This is a genomic window from Micromonospora sp. NPDC050417 (assembly GCF_044458865.1).
Taxonomy (GTDB): Bacteria; Actinomycetota; Actinomycetes; order Mycobacteriales; family Micromonosporaceae; genus Micromonospora_G.
In genome coordinates, this window is record NZ_JBITIH010000022.1 from 100,121 (window position 1) to 119,549 (window position 19,429).

Consider the following 19,429-nt stretch of genomic DNA (forward strand, 5'->3'; position numbering starts at 1 on the left):
GCGACTGGTCAGAGCAGACCGTCGGTGAGGCCGAGCAGTCCGCCCGTGGAGTGGGCGTCGGTGGTGGCGTGCGCGTCGCCACCGAGCCCCAGGTCGCCGGTGAGTCCGACGCCGTCCAGGGTGTTGCCGACGGTCGAGGTGACGCCGCCGACCACGCCGTGCGGGTCGACCACGTCGCCGACGACCGGGACGCCACCGAGGCCGCCGGTGAGACCACCGGTGAGGCCGTCGGTCAGCCCACCGACGTCGAGCGAGTCGACCACGCCGAGGGAGTGGGTGAGGCCGGTGACCGTGTTGACCGCGAAGTCGGCGGTGCCGAGCAGGCCGTCGGTGGCGGTGCCGTCGAGGACCGCGCCGGTCGGGTCGTTGACCACGCTCTCGGCGGTGCCGACCACGCCGGTGACGCCGGAGGTGCTGACCACGCCCACGTCCAGGCTGTCCGCCACGTCGTTCACACCGGAGAGGTCGGTGGCCAGGCCCTGGGGGCTGACCGCGGCACCGATGCCGGGGATCACCGAGGCGGCGGCACCGAGGCCGGTCGGGTCGACCGTGATCGCGCCGAGCACCGAGGCGTTGACGTCGACGGTGTTGCCGTAGCCGGCGGAGGTGATCTGGTCGGCGACGGCGTGGAGCTGGCCGACGACGCCGAGCGGGCCGCCGTCGAGCGCACCCAGTCCGAGGTCACTGACCGGGGCGAGCGCGGTGATGCCCTGGAGCGGGACGGTGTCCACCACGAACGGGATGACGTCCTGCACGTCGGCCGGGGTGAGGTCACCCAGCCCGGCGTCGGCCAGGGTGGCCTCGGGGTCGAGTTCGAAGGCCGAACGGGCGTCGACGTCGGTGAGCAGGCGAAGTACGAAGTCGTGCAGGTTCTGGGTGGCGTCCATTATGGAGCGTTCTCCTCGGGTGGGCGGGGCCGGACGGTCCGGCGAACGGGGGCACCGGACCTGACAACGACAGTAGGCACCGGGTGACGTACCGGACATCGGGGACGCATCCCCGTCCTGCCGCGACCAGAACTAGGGCGGAGGCCACCCCTACGATTAGGGGCTTAGGGAGTCCGTCCCGTCAGATTTAGGGTCCCATTGGTGGAGGGATCTCTGGTACGAAAGGAGGAGTCCGTACGGGCCCTCTCGGGGTGGACCGTACGAGCCCCCGCGCGGCCGACACGAGCCCTCCGGGGCAACCGGGTAAAGGAAACAGGTGCAATGGCGTACGTCCTCGGGATCGACATCGGCGGCAGCCGCACCACCGCCGCCGTCACCCGGCTCTGGGACAACACCTGGAGCCCAGCCGAGGTCACCTGGCTCAGCCCGCACTCCCCCACCGTCCCCGCCGTGCTGCACCTCGGCGCCAACGGCGCACTCACCGTCGGTGACCCGGCCGAGGGCGGCACCCCGATCGACCCCGGCCAGATCGCCCGGGAGTTCGTCGCCCGCGTCGGTGACCCCGTTCCGCTGCTCGTCGGTGGGGAGAGCTGCGCCGCGCCGACCCTCGCCGCCGGACTCGTCGGCTGGGTGATCGACCAGGTCACCGTCCGCGAAGGCACGCCGCCCGACCGGACCGTGGTCAGCCACCCCGCCGGCTGGGGCAACCACCGCCGGAGCCTGCTGCACGCGGCCCTCTGGGAGATCGGACACGGCGACGTCACCCTGCTACCCGAGGCGGTCACCGCCGCGGAGAGCCACGTCGCGGCCGGCTTCACCGGACGTACCCTCGCCGTGCACACGCTGGGCGAACGGGGCTGCACCAGCACCGTGGTCGGTCGGGCCCGCACCGGCGGCTTCACCGTGCTCGGCACGGCCGGCGAGGGCGAGGCGTACGGCGGACCGGAACTCGACCTCGGCCGGGGGCTCGACGACCACGTCCGGGCCGAACTCGGCCGACAGCTCGGCCCCCGCCACCTCGACAACCCGCAGGTGCGGGCCGCGCTGCTCGACCTGCCCCGGGAGTGCGCGCGAGCCCGGGAACGACTCGCCGTGGCAACCGACACCGACGTACGCCTGCACCTGCCGAACGGGCCGATCCGGGTGCCGGTCACCCGGGACCTCTTCACCGAACTCGTCCGACCCGCCGTGCAACTGACCGTGGAAACCCTGGTCGAGACGGTCCGGACCAGCGGACTGCCCACGGAACAGCTCGACGGTGTGCTCCTCGTCGGTGACTGGGCCCGTACCCCGCTCGTCGCCGAACTGGTCGAGGCGCACTTTCCCGGCCTGGTCACGGTCGCCACCGAACCCGAATCCAGCGCCGCCACCGGAGCCGCGGTCGCCGCCGGACAGATCCTGCTGCCGACCCACCCGGCACCCCGCGCCCCCGACCACCGCCCGAACCGGGACGACACCGCGCCCGGCCGACCGGGTCCCACCACGGCCCACCCCGACCCCGAGTGGACCCACACCGGCCCCACCGCCGGCCGACCCCCCGGCCGCGACCTGGTCCGGGCCGACCCCAGCCCCGAACCGCCGCCCCGCCCGCCGATCCGGATCACCCCGCTGAAACTGCCGAAACCCCGGGTCACGGGGCTGCGCGCCACCGGACGCGGCGAGCCGTCCGGCACCGGACGCGACCTGGCCGACCAGCACCCCGGCCGTAGTTCCTCGAGAGGACACCGTTGAGTTCGCACACCGCCATCCGCCCGGAACTCGTGCTGGACGGAGCCGGTTCAGCACTGCTCGACGCGGTCGGCGACGCACCCCACGCCCCGATCACGGTCGCCGTCACCGCCCCCGGCGGCCACGGCAAGAGCGCCCTGCTGCACGAACTGGCCGAGATCTACCGGCGGACCGGGCAGCCGGTGGTCGAAGGCTGGCCGGCACAGGGACCGACCCCCGACCCCGACGCCGTACTGCTCGTCGACGACGCGCACCTGCTCGACCCCGACCGGCTGGCCGAACTGCGCCGCTGGCTGACCGCCGGTCCCGTCCGGGTCGCGCTCGCCCACCGACCATGGCCCCGGCCGGCCGCCCTGGTCGAGCTGACCGAACTGCTCTGCCGGGACCGGCCGACGCTGCTGCTCCCGCCCTACACCGAACATCGGACCGCGACCCGGCTCACCGACCTGTACGGCCAGGTGCCCGACGCCGCCCTGGTGAGCTTCGTACACGCGCAGACCGGAGGCGTACCCCGCTTCGTCGAACGGCTGGCCGCCGAACTCCGCCCAGCCCCGGCACCGGTCAAAGGCGACGGGGGCGGGGCCGGTCACCGGCTGCCCCGGTCCGCCGTGGCGACCTTCGGAAACGACATCACCGACCTCACGACCGACGTACGACGCCTGCTGCTCGCCGTCGCGACCGGACTCTCCCTCCCCGTCGACCTGCTCGGCGCCCTGCTCGACCAGGACCCGGACGGGGTCGACGAGACACTCGCCGCAGCCCGAGCCACCGGCCTGCTCGGCCCGGACGACCGGCTGCCCCCGATCGTCGAGCGGGCGGTCACCACACTCAGCCCGGCCAGCCAGCGGATCGCCGTCTGGCAGCGCCTGGCCGACCTGCAACGCGCCCGGGGTGGACCGGTCCTGCCCCTGGTCCGCGCCCTGCTCACCCCCGGCGTCGGCGGCGAGTGCGACCCCGCCACCATCGAGGCCGCTGCCGAGGAGGCGCTGACCGAACAGCCGTTGGTCGCCGCCGACCTGTTCGCCGCCGCAGCGGCGGCCGGACGTCCGACCACCGGACGCCAGGCGTACGCGGCGGCGCTCGCCGGCGACCTCGACTCGGCCCTACGGCTGGCCGACCGACTGGTCGGCGCCGACGACCCGAGCGACCGGCGGGACGGGGCGACGGTGGCCGCGACCGCCCTCGCCCACCGGGGCCAACTCGGTCGCGGGGCGGAGCTCTACCGCTGGTCCGACGCGCCGTCGTCGGCCGCGTTCGCGGCGATCGGCGCGATCGGGACCGGCGAGTCCGAGGCCGGGTCCCCGGGTCCCGTCAGCCCGGCCCCGGGTGGCCCCCCGACGCTACTCACCGGCGCGGCGCTGCTCACCGCCCGGGGCGTACGCGAAACCCTCACCGGACCGCCGACCGCCGCGCTCTCCACCCTGGTGCAGGCCGCCGCGCTGCTGGAACCGGCCGGACGTACGGTGCTCCTGCCGGACAGCCCGGCCGCGCTCGCGGCACTGGTGGCACTGCACTGCGGCGAGTTGGAGATCGGTGAGCGGGTGCTCGACCGGGCCATCGCCGCCGGCCTGGGCGGTCCGCTGATGTCCCGCCGGCACCGGCTGCTCCAGGCGTGGATCCTGATGGTCCGGGGCCGGACCGCGATGGCGACCGAGGCGCTGCGACAGATCTCCGGCCCGCTCGAACCACGGGACCTGCTCTTCGCCAGTGCCCTGGAAATGGGCATCGCCCGACGCGACAGTGACCTGCCGGCGGTGCAACGCGCCTGGGGACAGGCACGCGAGGCCCTGGTACGCCACCCGGTGGACCTGTACAGCTTCCTCCCGCTGGGCGAGATCACGACGGCGGCGGCCCGGCTGGGTGAACTCAACCGGCTCGACCCGTACCTGCGGGAGGCGTACACGTTGCTCGACCGACTCGGCTCGCCGCCGCTCTGGGCGACCCCGTTGCGGTGGAACGGCCTACACGCGGCGATCATCGCGGAACTTCCCGGTACGGCCGACGAACACGTCGCGGCGCTCACCGCGAACGCGGGTCACAGCCGGTACGCTGCCGTGATGGCTGCCGCTGCCGAGAGCTGGGTGGAGGTGCTGCGTGGGACGGTCGATCCTGCCCGCGTCGAGGGAGCGGCACGTGGTCTGCACGATGCCGGACTGGGCTGGGACGGCGCGCGTCTGGCTGGCCAGGCGGCAATCCGGACGGCGGACCGGCGGGCGATGACGGCACTGCTCGACTGTGCCCGGATGTTGCAGGGCCGACCGACCGGAGCCAAGGGATCCGCCTCGGCCGGCGGCTCGACGGCCGGCGTCGCGGACGCCGTCACCGCACCGATCGAGAGCCGACTCAGCGACCGCGAGCAGGAGGTGGCCGACCTGGTGTTGGCCGGCCTGACCTACAAGCAGATCGGCGACAGGCTTTTCATCTCAGCCAAGACCGTCGAACACCATGTGGCCCGGATGCGCCAGCGCCTCAACTGCGCCAACCGCAGCGAGCTGCTCAACCGACTCCGGATGCTGGCCGCCGATAGGGCCGGCGACGGGTCGGCAACCCCACCCTGGCCGAAACGACCGATCCCCTGAGCGACCCGACGTACGGACGACAGAAAACCGATGCCGGTGACGGCAGTGAGAGGACAACGACGAGTGCTTTCCCCGATGGTCTCGACCGACAACCTGACCCGGCTCCTGGACGACCTGGTCACCCGGGTCGACGGGGCGGATTTGGCGATGGTGCTCTCCCCCGACGGCCTACCGCTCGCCGCCTCCCACCAGGTCGACGACGAACTCGGTGACCAGGTCGCGAGCGTGACGGCCGGGCTGCACGCGCTCGCCGTGGCGACCGGGCGGCAGACCGAGACCGGAACCGTGCGGCAGATCATCGTGCAGATGCGGCGGGCGTACCTGTTCATCGCCACGACTCGCGGTGGCGCCATCCTCACCGTACGGTTCGACGGTGAGGTGGAGGTCGGCGACGTCGCGTACGAGGTGGCGCTCTTCGCCGGGCAGGCACATCACCACCTGCCGGTCTACCTCGAACCCGCGCCGCCGCACCCAGCCGCAGGGTGAACTGGGGATCCGAAGATCGAGATGGGGTACGGACCGTGAATCCGGACGAGCAGACCGGTGACCTTCGACTCGGGTCGCCGGACCGTCCACCAGGTGGTGTCGAGACACGACTCACCGAACCGCCGCAGCCGGTCCGGAAAGGTCCACCCCGGACCGTGGCGGTGGCGATCCTCGACACCGTGCTCGACGCGGCGGCGGCCGTGCGTCACCTGTTCACCCCTGCGGCCGACCGCACCGGCGAGGCGGCCCGGAAGGCACCGGGTTCACCGCTCGGGCGCTGGCCGATCGGGGTGGGCTTCGTCGCCGGGGCGGCGGCGGTGCTCGGCGCCCTGGTGCTGCTCATCGCGCTCGTCCTCCGTACGCCGGAACGGGCGACGCCGTTGCACGTGGCACCCCCGGCCGAGCAGGGTGTGGGCGGCACCGCCGGCCCCGGAACCCCCGGCAGCGACGCGAGCCCGGCGGCGGTACGGACCGGGCAGCCCGAGGCGCAGCCGGCACCACCCGTGCCGCCGGCCGGTGCGGACACGCCGGGCGCTCCGGCGTCCGGCGCCACACCCATCGCACCACCACCGGCGGTTCCGCTGACCGCGAGCTACACGATCGAGGATCCGGCCCTGCTCGGCTACCGGATGACGGTGACCGTCGACAATCCGGGGCGTGCCCCGGTGGCCCGGTGGACGGTCACGATCACCCTGCCCCGGGCACCGATGAGCGTGCGCGACGTGACCGGCGCCGAGGCCACGCAGGCGGGCACCACCTGGACCTTCGTGCCGACCGCCGACGCCGGGCCGACGCCGGCCGGTGGTTCGGTCAGCTTCCAGTTCCGGGTCGACGGTGTCGGCCTGGACTCCGCCCCCACCGCGTGCACCATCGACACCCGCCCCTGCGCCACACCCTGACGCGCCCGGTCGTCCGCGAGCTCGCCGCCGTCACCTGACCGCGCGGCCGATTGGCGGTGTACGGACGCGTGGGGTCATGCCTAGAGTGCGGGACATGGCCGAGCCGTCCTCGCCCTCGTCCGATTCCCCCGTACACGTGCCGATGATGTCGACCGCATACGCCGAACGTGTCCGTGAGTGGCACGAGAGCGCGTACGCGCAGGCGCGGGCCGAGGCGGGCTCCTCGTCTGGGCCGGGCCAGACATTCGACTATCTCGGCCGGACGCTGGTCGTCCCGCCACAGGTGCAACCGATCACCGGCGTGTCCCACCTGCTCGGTGAGGCGGTGCTGGCCGAGGTGCGCGACACCGATCGGGTGCTGGACATGGGGACCGGCAGCGGGGTCAACGCCATCCTGGCGGCGTCGCGGTCGACCCGGGTGGTGGCGGTCGACATCAATCCGTACGCGGTCCAGGCGGCCACCCGCAACGCCGAGCGGAACGGGGTGGCCGACCGGGTCGAGGTGCGCCGCAGTGACGTCTTCAGCGCCGTCGATGGCGCCGTCGATGGCGCCTTCGACCTGATCGTCTTCGATCCGCCGTTCCGCTGGTTCGCCCCGCGCGACGAACTTGATGCCGCCAGTACGGACGAGAACTACCGGGCGATGACCACGTTCTTCCGAGCGGCTGGGCGGCACCTGGCGCCCAACGGCCGGATGCTCATCTTCTTCGGCAGCTCCGGCGACCTGGCCTACCTGCGCCACCTGATCGACGAGACGGGGTTCACCGCCACCGAGATAGCCCGCCGGTCCCTGCTCAAGGACGGGTGGCAGGTCGCCTACTCCACCTTCCGCGTCGTCGCGCGGGACAGGTGGTCTTCCTAGATCGGTGCGGGGGCGGGGCGCGGGGCGCGGCCGATCGTCTCCAGGATCCCGGTCCCCTGGCCCACCTCGATCAGGTAGCCGTCCGGGTCGCGCAGGTAGCAGCGGATCTCGACGCCATGGTCCTTCGGCTCGGTGAGGAACTCGCCGCCGCGTGACCTCCACTGGTCGTACACGGCGTGGACGTCGTTGACCCGGATGTTCATCGCACAGCTCAGGATCTGCGAGTCAGCCGGCGCCTGGGCACGTACGGTCGGCTTGTCGTCGGTCGGCCCGCCCTCCGTATTGATCACGATGTAGCTGTTACGGAAGCGCAGGATGCACGGCTCACGTTCCCGGATGCAGGTCGCGCCGAGGACCCGCTCGTAGAACTCCCGCGACCTGTCGACGTCCCGGACAATCAGCAGGGTGGTGAGCACGGCCCCGCCCTCGGGCTCGAAATAGTCGGGTACGACCTGCGCCATCGCTGCACTCCTCGGGCTCGGCCGGCTCGGCGGCAATTTCCCCCTGGGTCGACTCCTCCCGTTCCCCCTGGGTCGGCTCCTCCCGGATCCCCGATCGGCGAAAACTAAACCCTGTTTCACGGGGCAGCCCTCCCGCCCCACGGACGTTAGGAAGGGCCCCTTCCTATACAAAAAGCGATAACAAGGGCCCCTTCCTTACGTTGGTGGGGTTCGTACAACCCGCCCGACGAGCGTCGTCGTCCGATCGGCGTGTACCGCTCAGGGCTGCGGGTACACCGCCCGACGTGGCCACCGGGGAGGCGATCATGAACGGCGAGCGGGTGCCCGATGGGTACTCGCAACAGAGGGCACCGGTCGGTGGAACCCCCACCGACCGGCTGCCGCACTTCGTCGAAGCTCCCCCGCTGACGCCGCACCCCGCCGCCGCACCCCGCTGACACCGCACCCCGGTGGAGGGCCGGGTTACGCCGGCTTGTGCGCCAGCAGGTGGGCCTGCGGCACCTTCTCGCGCTCGTCCGGCGCCCGCACGAGCTGAGCATCCACCACAAAACCGGCCCGCTCCAGCAACTCGGTGATCCGCTCCGGCAACAGCCGGTGGAAGGTGAGCGAGAACGTGTGGCCGAACCCCTCCGTACGGTGCAACGACTCGTCGCCAACCTGGAAGGCGAGCAGCAGCCGGCCGCCGGGAGCGAGCACCCGCCGGAACTCGGCGAACACCTCCGGCAGCAGCGCCGGCGGAATGTGGATGATCGAATACCAGGCCACCAGCCCGGCGAGCGCACCGTCCGCCCGGTCCAGCGCGGTCATCGAGCCCTCTTCGAAACGCAACCCGGGGTACGTCCGACGGGCCAGCGCGACCATCTCCGGCGACAGGTCCACACCGGAGACGTCCAGCCCCTGCTTCGCCAGGTACGCGGCCACCCGACCGGGTCCGGAGCCGACCTCGACCACCGGACCCGCACCACCAACCATCTCGGCGAACGCGGTGAGCGTTGACCGGTCCAGCGGCTTCGCCTCCAGTTCGGCCGCGAACAGTTGGGCGTACGGGACGGCAATGGTGTCGTAGCCGGCCCGGGCGCTCGTCAGGAAGGATCCCTCGGTCATGGTCGACGAGACTAGGACATGTCCAGCGGCGTCGGAGGGACGACGAACCGGTCGACGACACCGACCTTCAACAGATCCGTTGGTGCCGGTAGCCGTGCACATCGGTGCGGCACCGCAACTTTCCTCCATCGTGGACGCGGTCGGTCCGCACGGTGGGTCAGGAACTGGACCACGATCGGGTGGAGAGCACCTGCCGGTAGCCGTCGGGTCCTCGACCGTGACACCCCACCGGTCCCAGTAGGCCCCTGCGACACCCGCCGGCCACCGGCCCGCTCCACCCGGGCCACCAGTGTCTCGTCGACCGGCCCGGCCAGATAGAGCACCAACGGGTCCTCGGCGGGCGGTGCGGGCGGCATCGTGAGGTTCGCCCCGCCGACCAACTCCAGGTGCCATGACGCGTCCCGCCAGCCGAGTATCAACACGTCGTGCGTTCTGCTTCCGGTGGCGCCCAGCGTGCAATCTCCACCCGACGTGAGGTCAACCCACAGGCGTTAGGAAGGGCCCCTTCCTATACAAAAAGCGATAACAAGGGGCCCTTCCTTACATCCGCAGCCACCGTCGGGCGAAAATCGGATCATGCGGCTGACCGTGCGACAGGCAACGATGCAGGACGCGCCGGCACTGGCCCGGCTGAACTGGCGCTGGCGGGTCGAGGAACGCGGCCAACCCGGCCCGGACCGGGCCAGCTTCCTGGACTTCTTCAGCACCTGGATGGCCGACCACCGCAGCACCCACCTGGCGTTCGTCGCGGAGGTCGAGGACCGGTTGGCCGGCATGGCCTGGCTGATGTTGGCGTCGCGGGTGCCCACCCCGACCCGGATGGACCGGCGCACCGGTGACATCCAGTCGGTGTACGTCGTGCCGGAGCTGCGTGGAGACGGGATCGGTGCGGCGCTGCTCGACGCCGTACTGACGCAGGCGCGCGACCGTGAGTTGGAACACGTCACGGTGCACTCCGGTGAGCGGGCCGTCTCGCTCTATCTCCGCTCCGGCTTCCGCGACGGGCAGCGCTGGTTCCAGTGGCGCCCGTCCATCGACTGACCCCGGTCGAGCCTGTTGCTGTGGCTGCGGTCACCTGAGCGCCCACCGCCGCTGTGGCAGTGGTCACCTGATGGCCTTCCGGAGTACCGGCGGTCGGCATCCGTTAACGCCGTGTGGGTAGCGTTCTCCACAACATCATCCAGGCAGTCGCGCGGTCGAACCGTCTCGCGCGGTCGGAGGACTTACGGACCATGGACAAGGCCCCTCAGCTCATTCAGGAACGCAGCGCGCCACCCGCCACGCTGGTTATCTTCGGCGCTTCGGGCGACCTCACCCGACGCAAGCTGATCCCCGCGGTGGCGAGCCTGGCCCGCCACCACCGCCTGCCGAACGAATTCGCCCTGGTCGGCGTCGCGCGGACGGCGATGAGCGACGAGCAGTTCGCTGACTCCGCGATCAACGGCCGAGGGCTGCGCGACCACCCTCAGCTCAACGGCGGAATCAGGTACGTCTCCGGCGGCTACGACGATCCGGAGACCTACAAGCGCCTCGCCGAGACGCTCGACAGCCTCGACGCCGAACGCGGCACCGCCGGCAACCGCCTGTTCTACCTCTCGACCCCGGCCGAGGCGTTCGAACCGGTGATCAACGGGCTCGCCGGCGCCGGGCTCAACCACGCCCGGCCGGGCTCGTTCTCCCGGCTGGTGATCGAGAAGCCGTACGGCCGTGACCTGGCCACGGCCCGCGAACTCGACGCGATCGTGCACTCCAGCTTCGACGAGCCGCAGGTCTTCCGGATCGACCACTACCTGGGCAAGGACACCGTCCAGAACGTGCTCGCGCTCCGCTTCGCGAACTCGATCTTCCAGCCGATCTGGGACCGTAGCTGGGTCGACCATGTGCAGATCACGGTCGCCGAGACCCTCGGCGTCGGCACCCGCGGCGGCTTCTACGAGAGCGCCGGCGCGATGCGCGACATCGTGCAGAACCACGTGCTCCAGGTGCTCGCGCTCGCCCTGATGGAGCCACCGGCCTCGTTCGACGCCGAAGGGCTGCGTAACGAGAAGGTGAAGCTGCTCCAGGCGATCCGGCTCCCCACCGACCGCGACATCGCCGACCTGGCCGTACGTGGTCAGTACACCCGCGGCGGCACCCGGAACGACCTGATGCCCGGCTACCGGGACGAGCCCGGCGTTGACCCGTTGTCGCGTACGGAGACGTACGCCGCGATGCGGCTCAACGTCGACAACTGGCGCTGGGCCGGGGTGCCGTTCTACGTGCGTACGGGCAAACGGCTGCCGGCCCGGGTCACCGAGGTCGCGTTGCAGTTCCAGCGCCCCCCGCACCTGCCGATCCCCACCGACCAGCTCACCGAACTGGACGCCGACGCGCTGATCCTGCGCATCCAGCCCGACGAGGGCATCTCGCTGCGCTTCGGCGCGAAGGTGCCCGGCCACTCGTTCCGGGTCCGCACGGCCAGCATGGACTTCTCGTACGACAAGACGTTCCGCGAGGAGTCCCCGGAGGCGTACGAGCGGCTGCTGTTGGACGCCCTGCTCGGCGACCCGACGCTGTTCATCCGTACCGACGAGGTCGAGCAGTGCTGGCGGATCGTCGACCCGATCATCGAGCACTGGGCCAAGGACCACTCCCCGATCCCCACGTACGAGGCCGCCTCGTGGGGACCGACCGACGCCGACCGCCTGATCGGCCGCAGTGGCCGGAAGTGGCGCAACCCCGGCGCCGACGCCTGATCGGCCCCGCTGGTCGGTCGGCCCCACGGATCGGTCAGTCGGCCCCACGGATCGGTCAGTCGGTCAGGGCGGCCACACCGTCGGGGCCGAGGACCGGCAGGTAGTCGGTCGGACGGTCGAGACACGAGGCGACGGATTCGGCCGCCTCGATGATGTCGAGCAACCGTTCGACCAGCGGTTCCGGCTCTGCCCGCAACTCCAGGCAGAGCCGGACGTGGACCGCGCGCAGCGCCGACCCGATCTCGTCGAACTCCTCGTCGTCGGCGGCTTCGCCGAGCGGGCCGAGCAGCGCGTCCCAGCGCCGGGCGGCGTACTCGACCGTCAGCAGGGTCGCCTCGGTCGGCGGTCGTTGGGCGAGCACCTCCAACTCCTCGACGACGTGCTGACCGGCCTTGGCCACGTCGTACAGGTCCCAGTGGCCGGTGGTCGCCTCGGCCGCCAGGCTCTCCACCACCTTGCGTACGTCGGCCAGTTCGTCCTCCGTCGGCACGCCCAGTTCCCCGGCGTACGTCAACAGCCGGGCCTCCAGCCGACGGTCGGTGACCGCGTGCTCGGCGACGAGCAGGGCCAACCGGCGGACCGGGAGGGTCGCGGCGACGTCGGCGAGCCGGCGGACTCCCGGGTCGACCCGTACCGTCGAGGGTGGAGTCGCGGTCGGCGACCAGTGGAAACCGTCACCGAGGGCGGCGAGCGTCACCGCCACCGCGTGCGCGCAGAGTTCCTCCGGATCGGTCTCCGGCTCGGCGCAGTCGCACTCGCTGCTGAACGCCCCGTCAACCACCCCGACCCACACCTCGTACGCGGTCGCGCCGCTGTCGGTGTGTACGGCCGCGACCGCACCGCCGTTCACCTCGACAATCCGGCCCAGCCTGTCGGCGGCCAACAGTGCCTCCGCCTCCTGGTAGACCTCCGGGTCCACCGCGCCCCGCACCGCGTCCACGTCGATTCGCACAGCCATGGCGCACATTCAACCGTCCCCACCGCCCCCCGTGGAAGGAAGGGCCCCTTGTTATCGCTTTCGGTAGTACAAGGGCCCCTTGCTAACCACGGGGGTGGGAGCTTGGGGCGGGCGGAGCCGGCGGCGGGAATATCGGTGGTGGCCGCGAGTAAGGTCGGATTTATGGGGATGATTCTCTCGGTCAATCTGGCCGTTCCGGAACCGAACAGCGCCAAGTCGGTCGGGGTCACCGGCATCAACAAGCAGCCGGTGAGCGACCCGGTGGCGGTTCGGGCGCCCGGGCCGAAGACCACCGGGTTGGGCAGTGGACTCGTCGGCGACCAGATCTTCGACGTAGCCCACCACGGCGGTGACGACCAGGCGGTCTACGCGTACGCCCGGGAGGACTACGACTGGTGGGAGGCGGAGTTGGGGCGTCCACTGCCGGGCGGGATCTTCGGCGAGAACCTGACCACGGTCGGTCTGGACGTCAACGGCGCGTTCATCGGCGAGCGCTGGCGGATCGGCGCCGACCTGGTGCTGCAGACCACCTTCGGTCGGATCCCCTGTGCCACGTTCCAGCTGAAGATGGCCGAGCCGCACTGGGTGAAGCGGTTCACGCGGGAGGGCCGGCCGGGGGCGTACCTGCGGGTGGTCGAGCCGGGTGAGGTCCGTGCCGGTGATGACGTACGCGTGGTCGACCGGCCGGTTCGCGGAGTGACCATCGCGGAGGGCTTCCGCGCGTGGATGCTGGAGCCGGAACTGCTGCCCCGACTGCTCGACGCGGACGGGGTTTCGGAGAGCCTCAAGGAGGAGATTCGGCAGTGGCTCGCCGACCGCACCAGCGCCTAGGGGCGGGTTCGGAGCCTCAGTTCCACAACCGCCTGGCCGTCCTGCGGTCCGAACGGGGCATGAGCCGCAAGCAGCTCGCCGAGGAGGTCGGGGTCCACTACCAGACCATCGGCTACCTCGAACGCGGCGAATACAGCCCCAGCCTGGTGCTGGCCCTGCGCATCGCGGGAGCTGCCGGAACAGGCGCTCGACGAGCGGCAGGCGCAGATCCGTGGCCGGGTCTACCTCGACGCGTACCGGATCGGGTTCGGCCTCTTCACCGCGGCGCTCGCCGTGATCGCGCTCTGGGGCATGCTCGACCTGCCTGCCCCCGGTTCGGGTCTGGTCGCCGCCGCGATCGTGGTGCCCTTCCACCTTGCCCTGGTGCTGCCCAACCTGGCCGCCGCGTTCCGCGACGACATCTGATTCCGCGCCGACATCTGGGGCGACGCCCGGCTGGACGGCCGTGACGACCCACGCCGTCGGTCATCTGACAGCGACCTCGTCGCGGCTATCCAGCCCGGTTGAGTGGGGAGGCGGGAGGCACGTTCACCCAGCGTCAGGGGTCGATCGCACCGGCCCTGACGTGGCATGCTGCCGGTCATGCGTACGCCCGTGCAGTCGACGCGGTGGTGTCCACAGTGACCGTCATCTCGGTCATCAACTACAAAGGCGGCGTCGGGAAGACCACCCTGACCGCGAACCTCGGCGCGGAGCTTGCCACCCGTGGGCTCAAGATCCTGCTGATCGACCTGGATCCGCAGGCCAGCCTGACCTTCTCCTTCTTCACGCCGGACGAGTGGGAACGCGACCTCGCCGACGAACGCAGCATCCTCCAGTGGTTCGGCTCGGTGCTGGACACCACGCCGACACAACCACTACACCGGTACGTGGTGACCCCACCACTGGTCAACAAAGCGATCACGGAACGGGGTCCGGGTCGGCTGGACCTGGTCGCCTCGCACCTCGGCCTGGTCGACGTGGACCTCGACTTCGCCGCCCTGCTCGGCGGCTCCCGGTTCCAGCACGGCAGTCCGCGTTTCCTGGCGCTGCACCGCGCCCTCTCCGACGCACTCGACGAGCCGACATTCGACGGGTACGACCTGGTCCTGCTGGACTGTGCGCCGAACTTCACTATGGTGACCCGGACCGGGATCGTGGCCAGCGACCACATCCTGATTCCGGCGAAGGCGGACTACCTCTCCACCCTCGGCATCGACTACCTGCGCAAGAAGGTCTCCGAACTTGTCCGCGACTACAACCGGGTGGCAGGCAACGGCACCGGGCAGATCGATCCGCACTTCCTCGGCGTGGTCTTCACGATGATCCAGTACAGCAACAACGGCCCGATACTGGCCTCGCGTAACTACATCGGCCAGACCGGGAACATCGAGGTGCCGGTCTTCAACCAGATGATCCGGGAGAACAAGACCATTTTCGGCACCGCCGGTGAGCACGGCATCCCGGCGGTGCTCGTACCCAACGCCAACGCGATGATCCAGTACGAACTCCAGCAACTCGCCAGCGAACTGCTGGCCAAGATCCGCACCTAGCACGTTCCGTCATCAGGGAGTAGTAGACGTGACCAGCCCGGCCGACCTGTCCCACGCCGTCCTGCTCCAGGTGGCGGAGTTCATCCGTACGTTGCCGGCCGACCAGCTCGCGGACCTGGCCGCCGGCCGGGTACGGCTCCAACTCGCCGGGCAGCCGAGCGCGGGTACGGCAGCACCCGCGGGGACGGCGAAGAACCGCACGACCGCAGCCCGGACGACAGCCGCCCCGACACCACCGCCGGTCTCGGCGGAGCAGGTCCGGGCCGACCTGGTCTCGATCGGTGACCGGGTTGCCGCCACCCGGTACCTCGACGACCTCACACTCAAGGTGCCCGAGCTACGGGCGCTGGCCCGGGAACTGGGAATCACTGTGTCGAGCCGAGCGACCAAGCCGACCGTGGTCCAGGAGATCGTGCAGTGGACCGTCGGCCGCCGGCTCGCCTCGGAGGCGATCGCCCGCACCACACCCCCCCACAACTGAGCCGCACCGCACACCGCCCGCACCGCACACCGCCCGCCCGCCCGCACCGCGCACCGCCCGGCGGCGCGGCGCGGCGCGGCGCGGCGCGGGCCACGCGGCGCCACGCCGCGCGCCGCCGGGCGCGGCCCGTGGTTAGGAAGGGGCCCTTCCTATACCGAAAGCGATAACAAGGGGCCCTTCCTTACTCCGGGCGTAGGAGTTGGGTGACTTCGGCGAGCACCTCGTCCCAGTGGGGTTCGGGAGCGGCGCCGCGTAGCTGTCCGGCGATGTACTCGGCGATGCGCCGTACCTCCCGGGCGGTGAGGCCATTGGGCCGGTCGTCGTCGCCCCTGCCGGGCCGCGTCGGTGCGGTCAGTGGCAGCGGGTCGCCGACGCAGACCACGTCGAGGTGGCCGGTGGTCCGGGTGAGCGCGACATAGAGCAGGCGATGTCCCCGCTCGTCGCTGGCGACGATCTCCGCCGGCTCGACCACCACCACCGCGTCGAATTCGAGCCCCTTGGCCTCCTGCGGGCTCACCAGGTTGATCGAGCCGCCCAGTTCGCCCCGGTCGGCGCTGTGCCATTCGACCCCGTTCTCGGCGAGGGCCGCCTCGACCTCGCGTCGGCAGCGCGGCGGGCAGACGATGCCGACGAAGCGGCCGGCGGCGGCGTGTGCGAGGGCCACCGTCACCACCCGACCGGGCCGCTCGGTCAGACCGACCCGATGCGTGCTCGGTTCCGGACCGTCCCGGACGACCTCGGGGGCGGTGACGCCGGGTGCGGCCACCGGCAGCAGCCTGGCTGCCAACGCGTACGCCGGGCGCGGCACCCGGTAGCCGTACCTCAGCGCGGTGACCGTGACCGGGTGTGGGGTCGGCAGGTGCCGGGTGACCTCGTCCCAACTGTCCCGGGCCCACGCACCGGTCGACTGGGCGATGTCACCGACGACGGTGAACGAGCCGTTGGCGCTGCGCCGGCCCACCGCGCGTAGCTGCATCGGTGACAGGTCCTGCGCCTCGTCGACGACCACGTGCCCGTACCGCCGGCCGGCTCCGTTGACCAGGTGGTCCAGCTCGTCGAGGAGGGCCAGGTCGGCGGCGGACCAGAGTTCCTGGGAGAGCCGGTCCGCGCTCCGGCGGTGCAGGTGGGCGAGTTCCTCGGCGGTGAAGTCGGTGCCGGCGGCAGCGTGCAGCCGACTGCGGGAGCCGAGCAGATCGCGGAGGAACGCCGGTGCGGTCTGCTGCGGCCAGAGGCGTTCGACCAGGTTCGCGAGGGCCGACCCGCCGGCCCGTGGTGCCCCGCCGGTTCGGTCCGCGACGATCTGCCCGAGCCGGTCGCGGAAAAGCTGGCGGCGTCCGAGGTAGGGCAGCTCCGCCGCCCGAGCGTGGTCCAGTGCCTCGGCGACCTCCGCGCCGGGCACGGTGACGAACCGTCCGTCGACCAGGAGCCGTTCGGCGGGTTCGGGGACGCCGATTCGTCCCTCCAGGGCTCGGGCGAGGAGCGCCGCCATCCGTACCTCCCCCTTGATCCGGCTCACCTCGGCCGGCTCGACCCGTCCTCTCGCCACCGTCGGGGCCAGCCGGCCGATGTCGCGTAGCTCCACCTCGGCGTCACCGAGCCCCGGCAGCACCGTGCGGATGTAACGCATGAAGGTGGGGTGCGGGCCGACGATCAGGACGTCGGCGGCGTCGAGCGTCTCGGCGTGGGTGAAGAGCAGCCAGGAGACCCGGTGCAGCGCCACCGCGGTCTTGCCGCTGCCGGGGCCGCCCTCGATCACGAGCAACTGCTCCCGGGGCGCCCGGATCAGGGCGAACTGGGCCGCCTGGATGGTCGCCACGATGTCCCGCATCTGTCCCGTACGGCCGCGCTCCAGTTCGGCGAGCAGGTGCCGGTCCACCGTCTCGGCGATCTCAGCGAAGATCACCTCGGTGAACTCCCGGATGGTGTTGCCGGTGCAGTCGAAGGTGCGGCGGCGGCGCAGGCCGAGCGGCTCCTGGTGGCTCGCCTCGAAGTAACGGGCGACGGCAGGTGCCTGCCAGTTGACGACAAGCACCTCGGCGTTGTCGTCGCGGATGAGATGCCGACCGAGGTAGAGCGTCTCGCCCGTCTCGTCGTCGACCCGCCCGAACGCGACCGCGTCCTCGGTCGTGCCGATCGCCTGGCGGGCGGCCTCGGCGTGCCGGTGCAGGTGGGCGGCGGCGCCGGAGTTCGCGGCGGCACGGACGAGACCGCTCAGCTCGCCGATCTTCCGGTCCCGATGCTTGGCTGTGGTGTCGAAGTACGCCTGCTCGGCAGCGATCTCAGTCGATCTGGAGTGCATACCGGCCCCCGCCCGCTCAGCCGGTCACCGACCGGATGGACCGGCTCACCGTACCGTCACCAAGAGGGAGCGGATATCGACGGATCGGTCATCGTGCGGTAGGCCGTTCCCGACCAGCCGACGCTATTTTTTCGTAGAATCGGACGATAGGTCCCGGCCACTGGAGGCATGCGATGGCGGTCGACAACGACACCCTGGTGCGGAACTTCATCGAGGCCTTCGCGGAGAAGAAGACCGAACTGCTGGAGCCGTTCCTCGACGAGAACGTGATGTTCCACAACTACGGCGACAAAGAGGTACACGGCCGGGACAACGTGCTGGAGGTCTGGCGCGGCGTCTTCCAGAGCTTCGAGACCGTACGGTTCGAAACCGTCAACCAGGCGGTCAACGGCAGCATCGTCCTCGCCGAACAGGTGCACGGCCTCGGCCTGGCCGGCAAGCAGGTCGCGACGATCATGAACATGGCGGTCTACGACGTACGCGACGGCAAGATCTTGGCCTGGCGCGACTACACCAACCCCGAGTACGCCCGCACGCTGCTCTGACCCGCCGACCGCCAACCCGTTGCTCCCGCAGCCCGTTGCTCCCGCAGCCGTTCTTCCCGCGAACGCCTGAAGGAAGGGGCCCTTGCTATCGCATTCCGCGTAGCGAGGGCCCCTTCTCGACAACCGTGGGTGGTGGCTGGGCCGGTCGGACTACCGCGCCACCTCGTGGTGGTCAGGGCAGGTCGGCGATGAACTGCTCCAGCAGGTTGGTGAAGGCGGTCGGCGTCTCCACGTGCGGCGCGTGGCCAGCCTCGTCGATGATCTGCACCGCGCCGCGCCACAGCGTCGGCGCTGCCAGGCCCTGCACATAGGGCAGGGAGACAAACCGGTCGGCCCGGCCGTGCAGGACCGCAAGGGGCTGCCGCAGACCGGTGATGATCGCAACCTCGTCGGCAAAGCGACCGGTGGCGAGGCTCGCTGCCAGCCCGGCGCGGGCGGCGCCATCGGTGGCGAGGAAGTCCTCGACAAAGGGCTCCAGCGGAACCGACGAGTCGCGCGCGACAGAGTTCTCGGCGTACTCCCGCGCGGCGTCCGCGCTGCTCTCGGCGGCGAAGCCGATATTCACCACGGGGTTCGGCAGGAAGGCGCTGCCGAACGATTCGGCCGTCGCGATCGGCGGCGTACCGAAGATGGCGACACCGGCGACGGCGTCGCCGAGCAGCGGCGTCGACTCCAGCGCGATGTGTCCACCCAGGCTCCAACCAACGAGCACGGCGCCTTCCGCGTTCACAGCCCTGACGAACCCGGCAAGAATCGCCGCGTATGCGGGTACGGAATAGTCGTCGAAAGTAGACGCCGTGGCAGAGCCACCGTGTCCAGGCAGATCGAGCGCGAGGCATCGGAACCGTTGACCCATGGAGGTGTCCAGAAGATGACCCCAGGTACGGGACGACGATGAGTTTCCGTGGACCAGTACCACCGGACGTCCCTCGCCGGAACTCTCCCGGTAGGCGATCTCTGCTCCGTTGACCTCGACAACTGGCACGATCGTGCACCGTCCTTTTCTCGAATCATCGATCGGATTGCGCAGTACATCGCCCTG

At 70.9% G+C, this 19,429-nt stretch carries 19 protein-coding genes and 2 pseudogenes; 14 read left to right on the forward strand and 7 right to left on the reverse strand.

The genetic code is table 11. The annotated features are described in order from the left end of the window. Positions 1 to 8: 8 nt before the first annotated feature. Positions 9 to 887: an IniB N-terminal domain-containing protein gene (locus ACIBF5_RS25835; RefSeq protein ID WP_396815458.1), complete on the reverse strand. Its 879-nt coding sequence runs from the start codon at positions 885 to 887 to the stop codon at positions 9 to 11. 321 nt (positions 888 to 1,208) lie between these two features. On the opposite strand from ACIBF5_RS25835, the gene ACIBF5_RS25840 reads away from it, so the two are divergent. From ACIBF5_RS25840 to ACIBF5_RS25860, 5 genes are all read left to right on the forward strand, one after another. Beyond that, a complete protein-coding gene (locus tag ACIBF5_RS25840; protein ID WP_396815459.1) occupies positions 1,209 to 2,618 on the forward strand; it encodes an Hsp70 family protein in 1,410 nt (469 codons plus the stop codon). Continuing rightward, positions 2,615 to 5,194 carry a LuxR C-terminal-related transcriptional regulator gene (locus ACIBF5_RS25845; RefSeq protein ID WP_396815460.1) on the forward strand — a complete coding sequence of 860 codons (2,580 nt, stop codon included), beginning with the start codon at positions 2,615 to 2,617 and terminating at the stop codon, positions 5,192 to 5,194. The genes ACIBF5_RS25840 and ACIBF5_RS25845 overlap by 4 nt, the downstream gene beginning before the upstream one ends. A gap of 75 nt (positions 5,195 to 5,269) precedes the next feature. After that, entirely contained in the window at positions 5,270 to 5,680 is a 411-nt protein-coding gene (locus tag ACIBF5_RS25850; RefSeq protein WP_396815461.1) for a roadblock/LC7 domain-containing protein, read from the forward strand. Positions 5,681 to 5,715: 35 nt separating this feature from the next. Continuing rightward, entirely contained in the window at positions 5,716 to 6,579 is an 864-nt protein-coding gene (locus ACIBF5_RS25855) for a cellulose binding domain-containing protein (RefSeq protein ID WP_396815462.1), read from the forward strand. Positions 6,580 to 6,673: 94 nt separating this feature from the next. Continuing rightward, on the forward strand, positions 6,674 to 7,441 hold the full coding sequence (locus tag ACIBF5_RS25860) for a methyltransferase (protein WP_396815463.1): 768 nt from the start codon (positions 6,674 to 6,676) through the stop codon (positions 7,439 to 7,441). Here ACIBF5_RS25860 and ACIBF5_RS25865 read toward each other — a convergent pair. Next, the gene (locus tag ACIBF5_RS25865) at positions 7,438 to 7,902 is read right to left on the reverse strand and encodes a VOC family protein (protein WP_396815464.1); all 465 of its coding nucleotides are present in this window, start codon (positions 7,900 to 7,902) and stop codon (positions 7,438 to 7,440) included. The genes ACIBF5_RS25860 and ACIBF5_RS25865 overlap by 4 nt on opposite strands. Positions 7,903 to 8,186: 284 nt before the next feature. On the opposite strand from ACIBF5_RS25865, the gene ACIBF5_RS25870 reads away from it, so the two are divergent. Further along, positions 8,187 to 8,339: a hypothetical protein gene (locus ACIBF5_RS25870; protein WP_396815465.1), complete on the forward strand. Its 153-nt coding sequence runs from the start codon at positions 8,187 to 8,189 to the stop codon at positions 8,337 to 8,339. Positions 8,340 to 8,364: 25 nt separating this feature from the next. On the opposite strand, the gene ACIBF5_RS25875 is transcribed toward ACIBF5_RS25870, so the two are convergent. Both ACIBF5_RS25875 and ACIBF5_RS25880 read right to left on the reverse strand, forming a co-directional pair. Continuing rightward, complete coding sequence (locus ACIBF5_RS25875) at positions 8,365 to 9,006, reverse strand: class I SAM-dependent DNA methyltransferase (RefSeq protein ID WP_396815466.1); 642 nt, start codon at positions 9,004 to 9,006, stop codon at positions 8,365 to 8,367. 157 nt (positions 9,007 to 9,163) lie between these two features. Next, positions 9,164 to 9,434: pseudogene (locus ACIBF5_RS25880) on the reverse strand (VOC family protein); the annotation flags it as partial. Positions 9,435 to 9,582: 148 nt separating this feature from the next. Between ACIBF5_RS25880 and ACIBF5_RS25885 the strand changes: the two are divergent. Together ACIBF5_RS25885 and zwf are read left to right on the forward strand one after the other, a co-directional pair. Continuing rightward, positions 9,583 to 10,047, forward strand: coding sequence for a GNAT family N-acetyltransferase (locus ACIBF5_RS25885; protein ID WP_396815467.1), 465 nt, complete (start codon positions 9,583 to 9,585; stop codon positions 10,045 to 10,047). Between the two features lie 191 nt (positions 10,048 to 10,238). Then, positions 10,239 to 11,741, forward strand: coding sequence for a glucose-6-phosphate dehydrogenase (zwf, locus tag ACIBF5_RS25890; RefSeq protein WP_396815468.1), 1,503 nt, complete (start codon positions 10,239 to 10,241; stop codon positions 11,739 to 11,741). A 55-nt stretch (positions 11,742 to 11,796) separates the two neighbouring features. Here the strand turns inward: zwf and ACIBF5_RS25895 are convergent, their stop codons facing one another. Then, positions 11,797 to 12,699: a hypothetical protein gene (locus tag ACIBF5_RS25895; protein ID WP_396815469.1), complete on the reverse strand. Its 903-nt coding sequence runs from the start codon at positions 12,697 to 12,699 to the stop codon at positions 11,797 to 11,799. Between the two features lie 162 nt (positions 12,700 to 12,861). Between ACIBF5_RS25895 and ACIBF5_RS25900 the strand changes: the two genes are divergently transcribed. The 5 genes and pseudogenes from ACIBF5_RS25900 to ACIBF5_RS25920 all read left to right on the forward strand — a co-directional run bounded on the left by ACIBF5_RS25900 (position 12,862) and on the right by ACIBF5_RS25920 (position 15,543). Further along, positions 12,862 to 13,530 (forward strand): MOSC domain-containing protein, encoded by a 669-nt coding sequence (locus ACIBF5_RS25900; RefSeq protein WP_396815470.1) that lies wholly within the window; start codon positions 12,862 to 12,864, stop codon positions 13,528 to 13,530. Between the two features lie 59 nt (positions 13,531 to 13,589). Continuing rightward, a pseudogene (locus ACIBF5_RS25905) lies at positions 13,590 to 13,748 on the forward strand (helix-turn-helix transcriptional regulator); the annotation flags it as partial. Positions 13,749 to 13,803: 55 nt separating this feature from the next. Further along, on the forward strand, positions 13,804 to 13,935 hold the full coding sequence (locus ACIBF5_RS25910; protein ID WP_396815488.1) for a hypothetical protein: 132 nt from the start codon (positions 13,804 to 13,806) through the stop codon (positions 13,933 to 13,935). 215 nt (positions 13,936 to 14,150) lie between these two features. Continuing rightward, positions 14,151 to 15,062, forward strand: a complete 912-nt coding sequence (locus ACIBF5_RS25915) for a ParA family protein (RefSeq protein WP_396815471.1) — start codon at positions 14,151 to 14,153, stop codon at positions 15,060 to 15,062. A gap of 28 nt (positions 15,063 to 15,090) precedes the next feature. Continuing rightward, on the forward strand, positions 15,091 to 15,543 hold the full coding sequence (locus ACIBF5_RS25920; RefSeq protein ID WP_396815472.1) for a Rho termination factor N-terminal domain-containing protein: 453 nt from the start codon (positions 15,091 to 15,093) through the stop codon (positions 15,541 to 15,543). A gap of 181 nt (positions 15,544 to 15,724) precedes the next feature. On the opposite strand, the gene ACIBF5_RS25925 is transcribed toward ACIBF5_RS25920, so the two are convergent. After that, positions 15,725 to 17,842, reverse strand: coding sequence for a HelD family protein (locus tag ACIBF5_RS25925; protein WP_396815473.1), 2,118 nt, complete (start codon positions 17,840 to 17,842; stop codon positions 15,725 to 15,727). Between the two features lie 173 nt (positions 17,843 to 18,015). On the opposite strand from ACIBF5_RS25925, the gene ACIBF5_RS25930 reads away from it, so the two are divergent. Next, positions 18,016 to 18,387, forward strand: coding sequence for a nuclear transport factor 2 family protein (locus tag ACIBF5_RS25930; RefSeq protein WP_396815474.1), 372 nt, complete (start codon positions 18,016 to 18,018; stop codon positions 18,385 to 18,387). 172 nt (positions 18,388 to 18,559) lie between these two features. On the opposite strand, the gene ACIBF5_RS25935 is transcribed toward ACIBF5_RS25930, so the two are convergent. Beyond that, positions 18,560 to 19,372 carry an alpha/beta fold hydrolase gene (locus tag ACIBF5_RS25935; protein ID WP_396815475.1) on the reverse strand — a complete coding sequence of 271 codons (813 nt, stop codon included), beginning with the start codon at positions 19,370 to 19,372 and terminating at the stop codon, positions 18,560 to 18,562. Positions 19,373 to 19,429 lie beyond the last annotated feature (57 nt).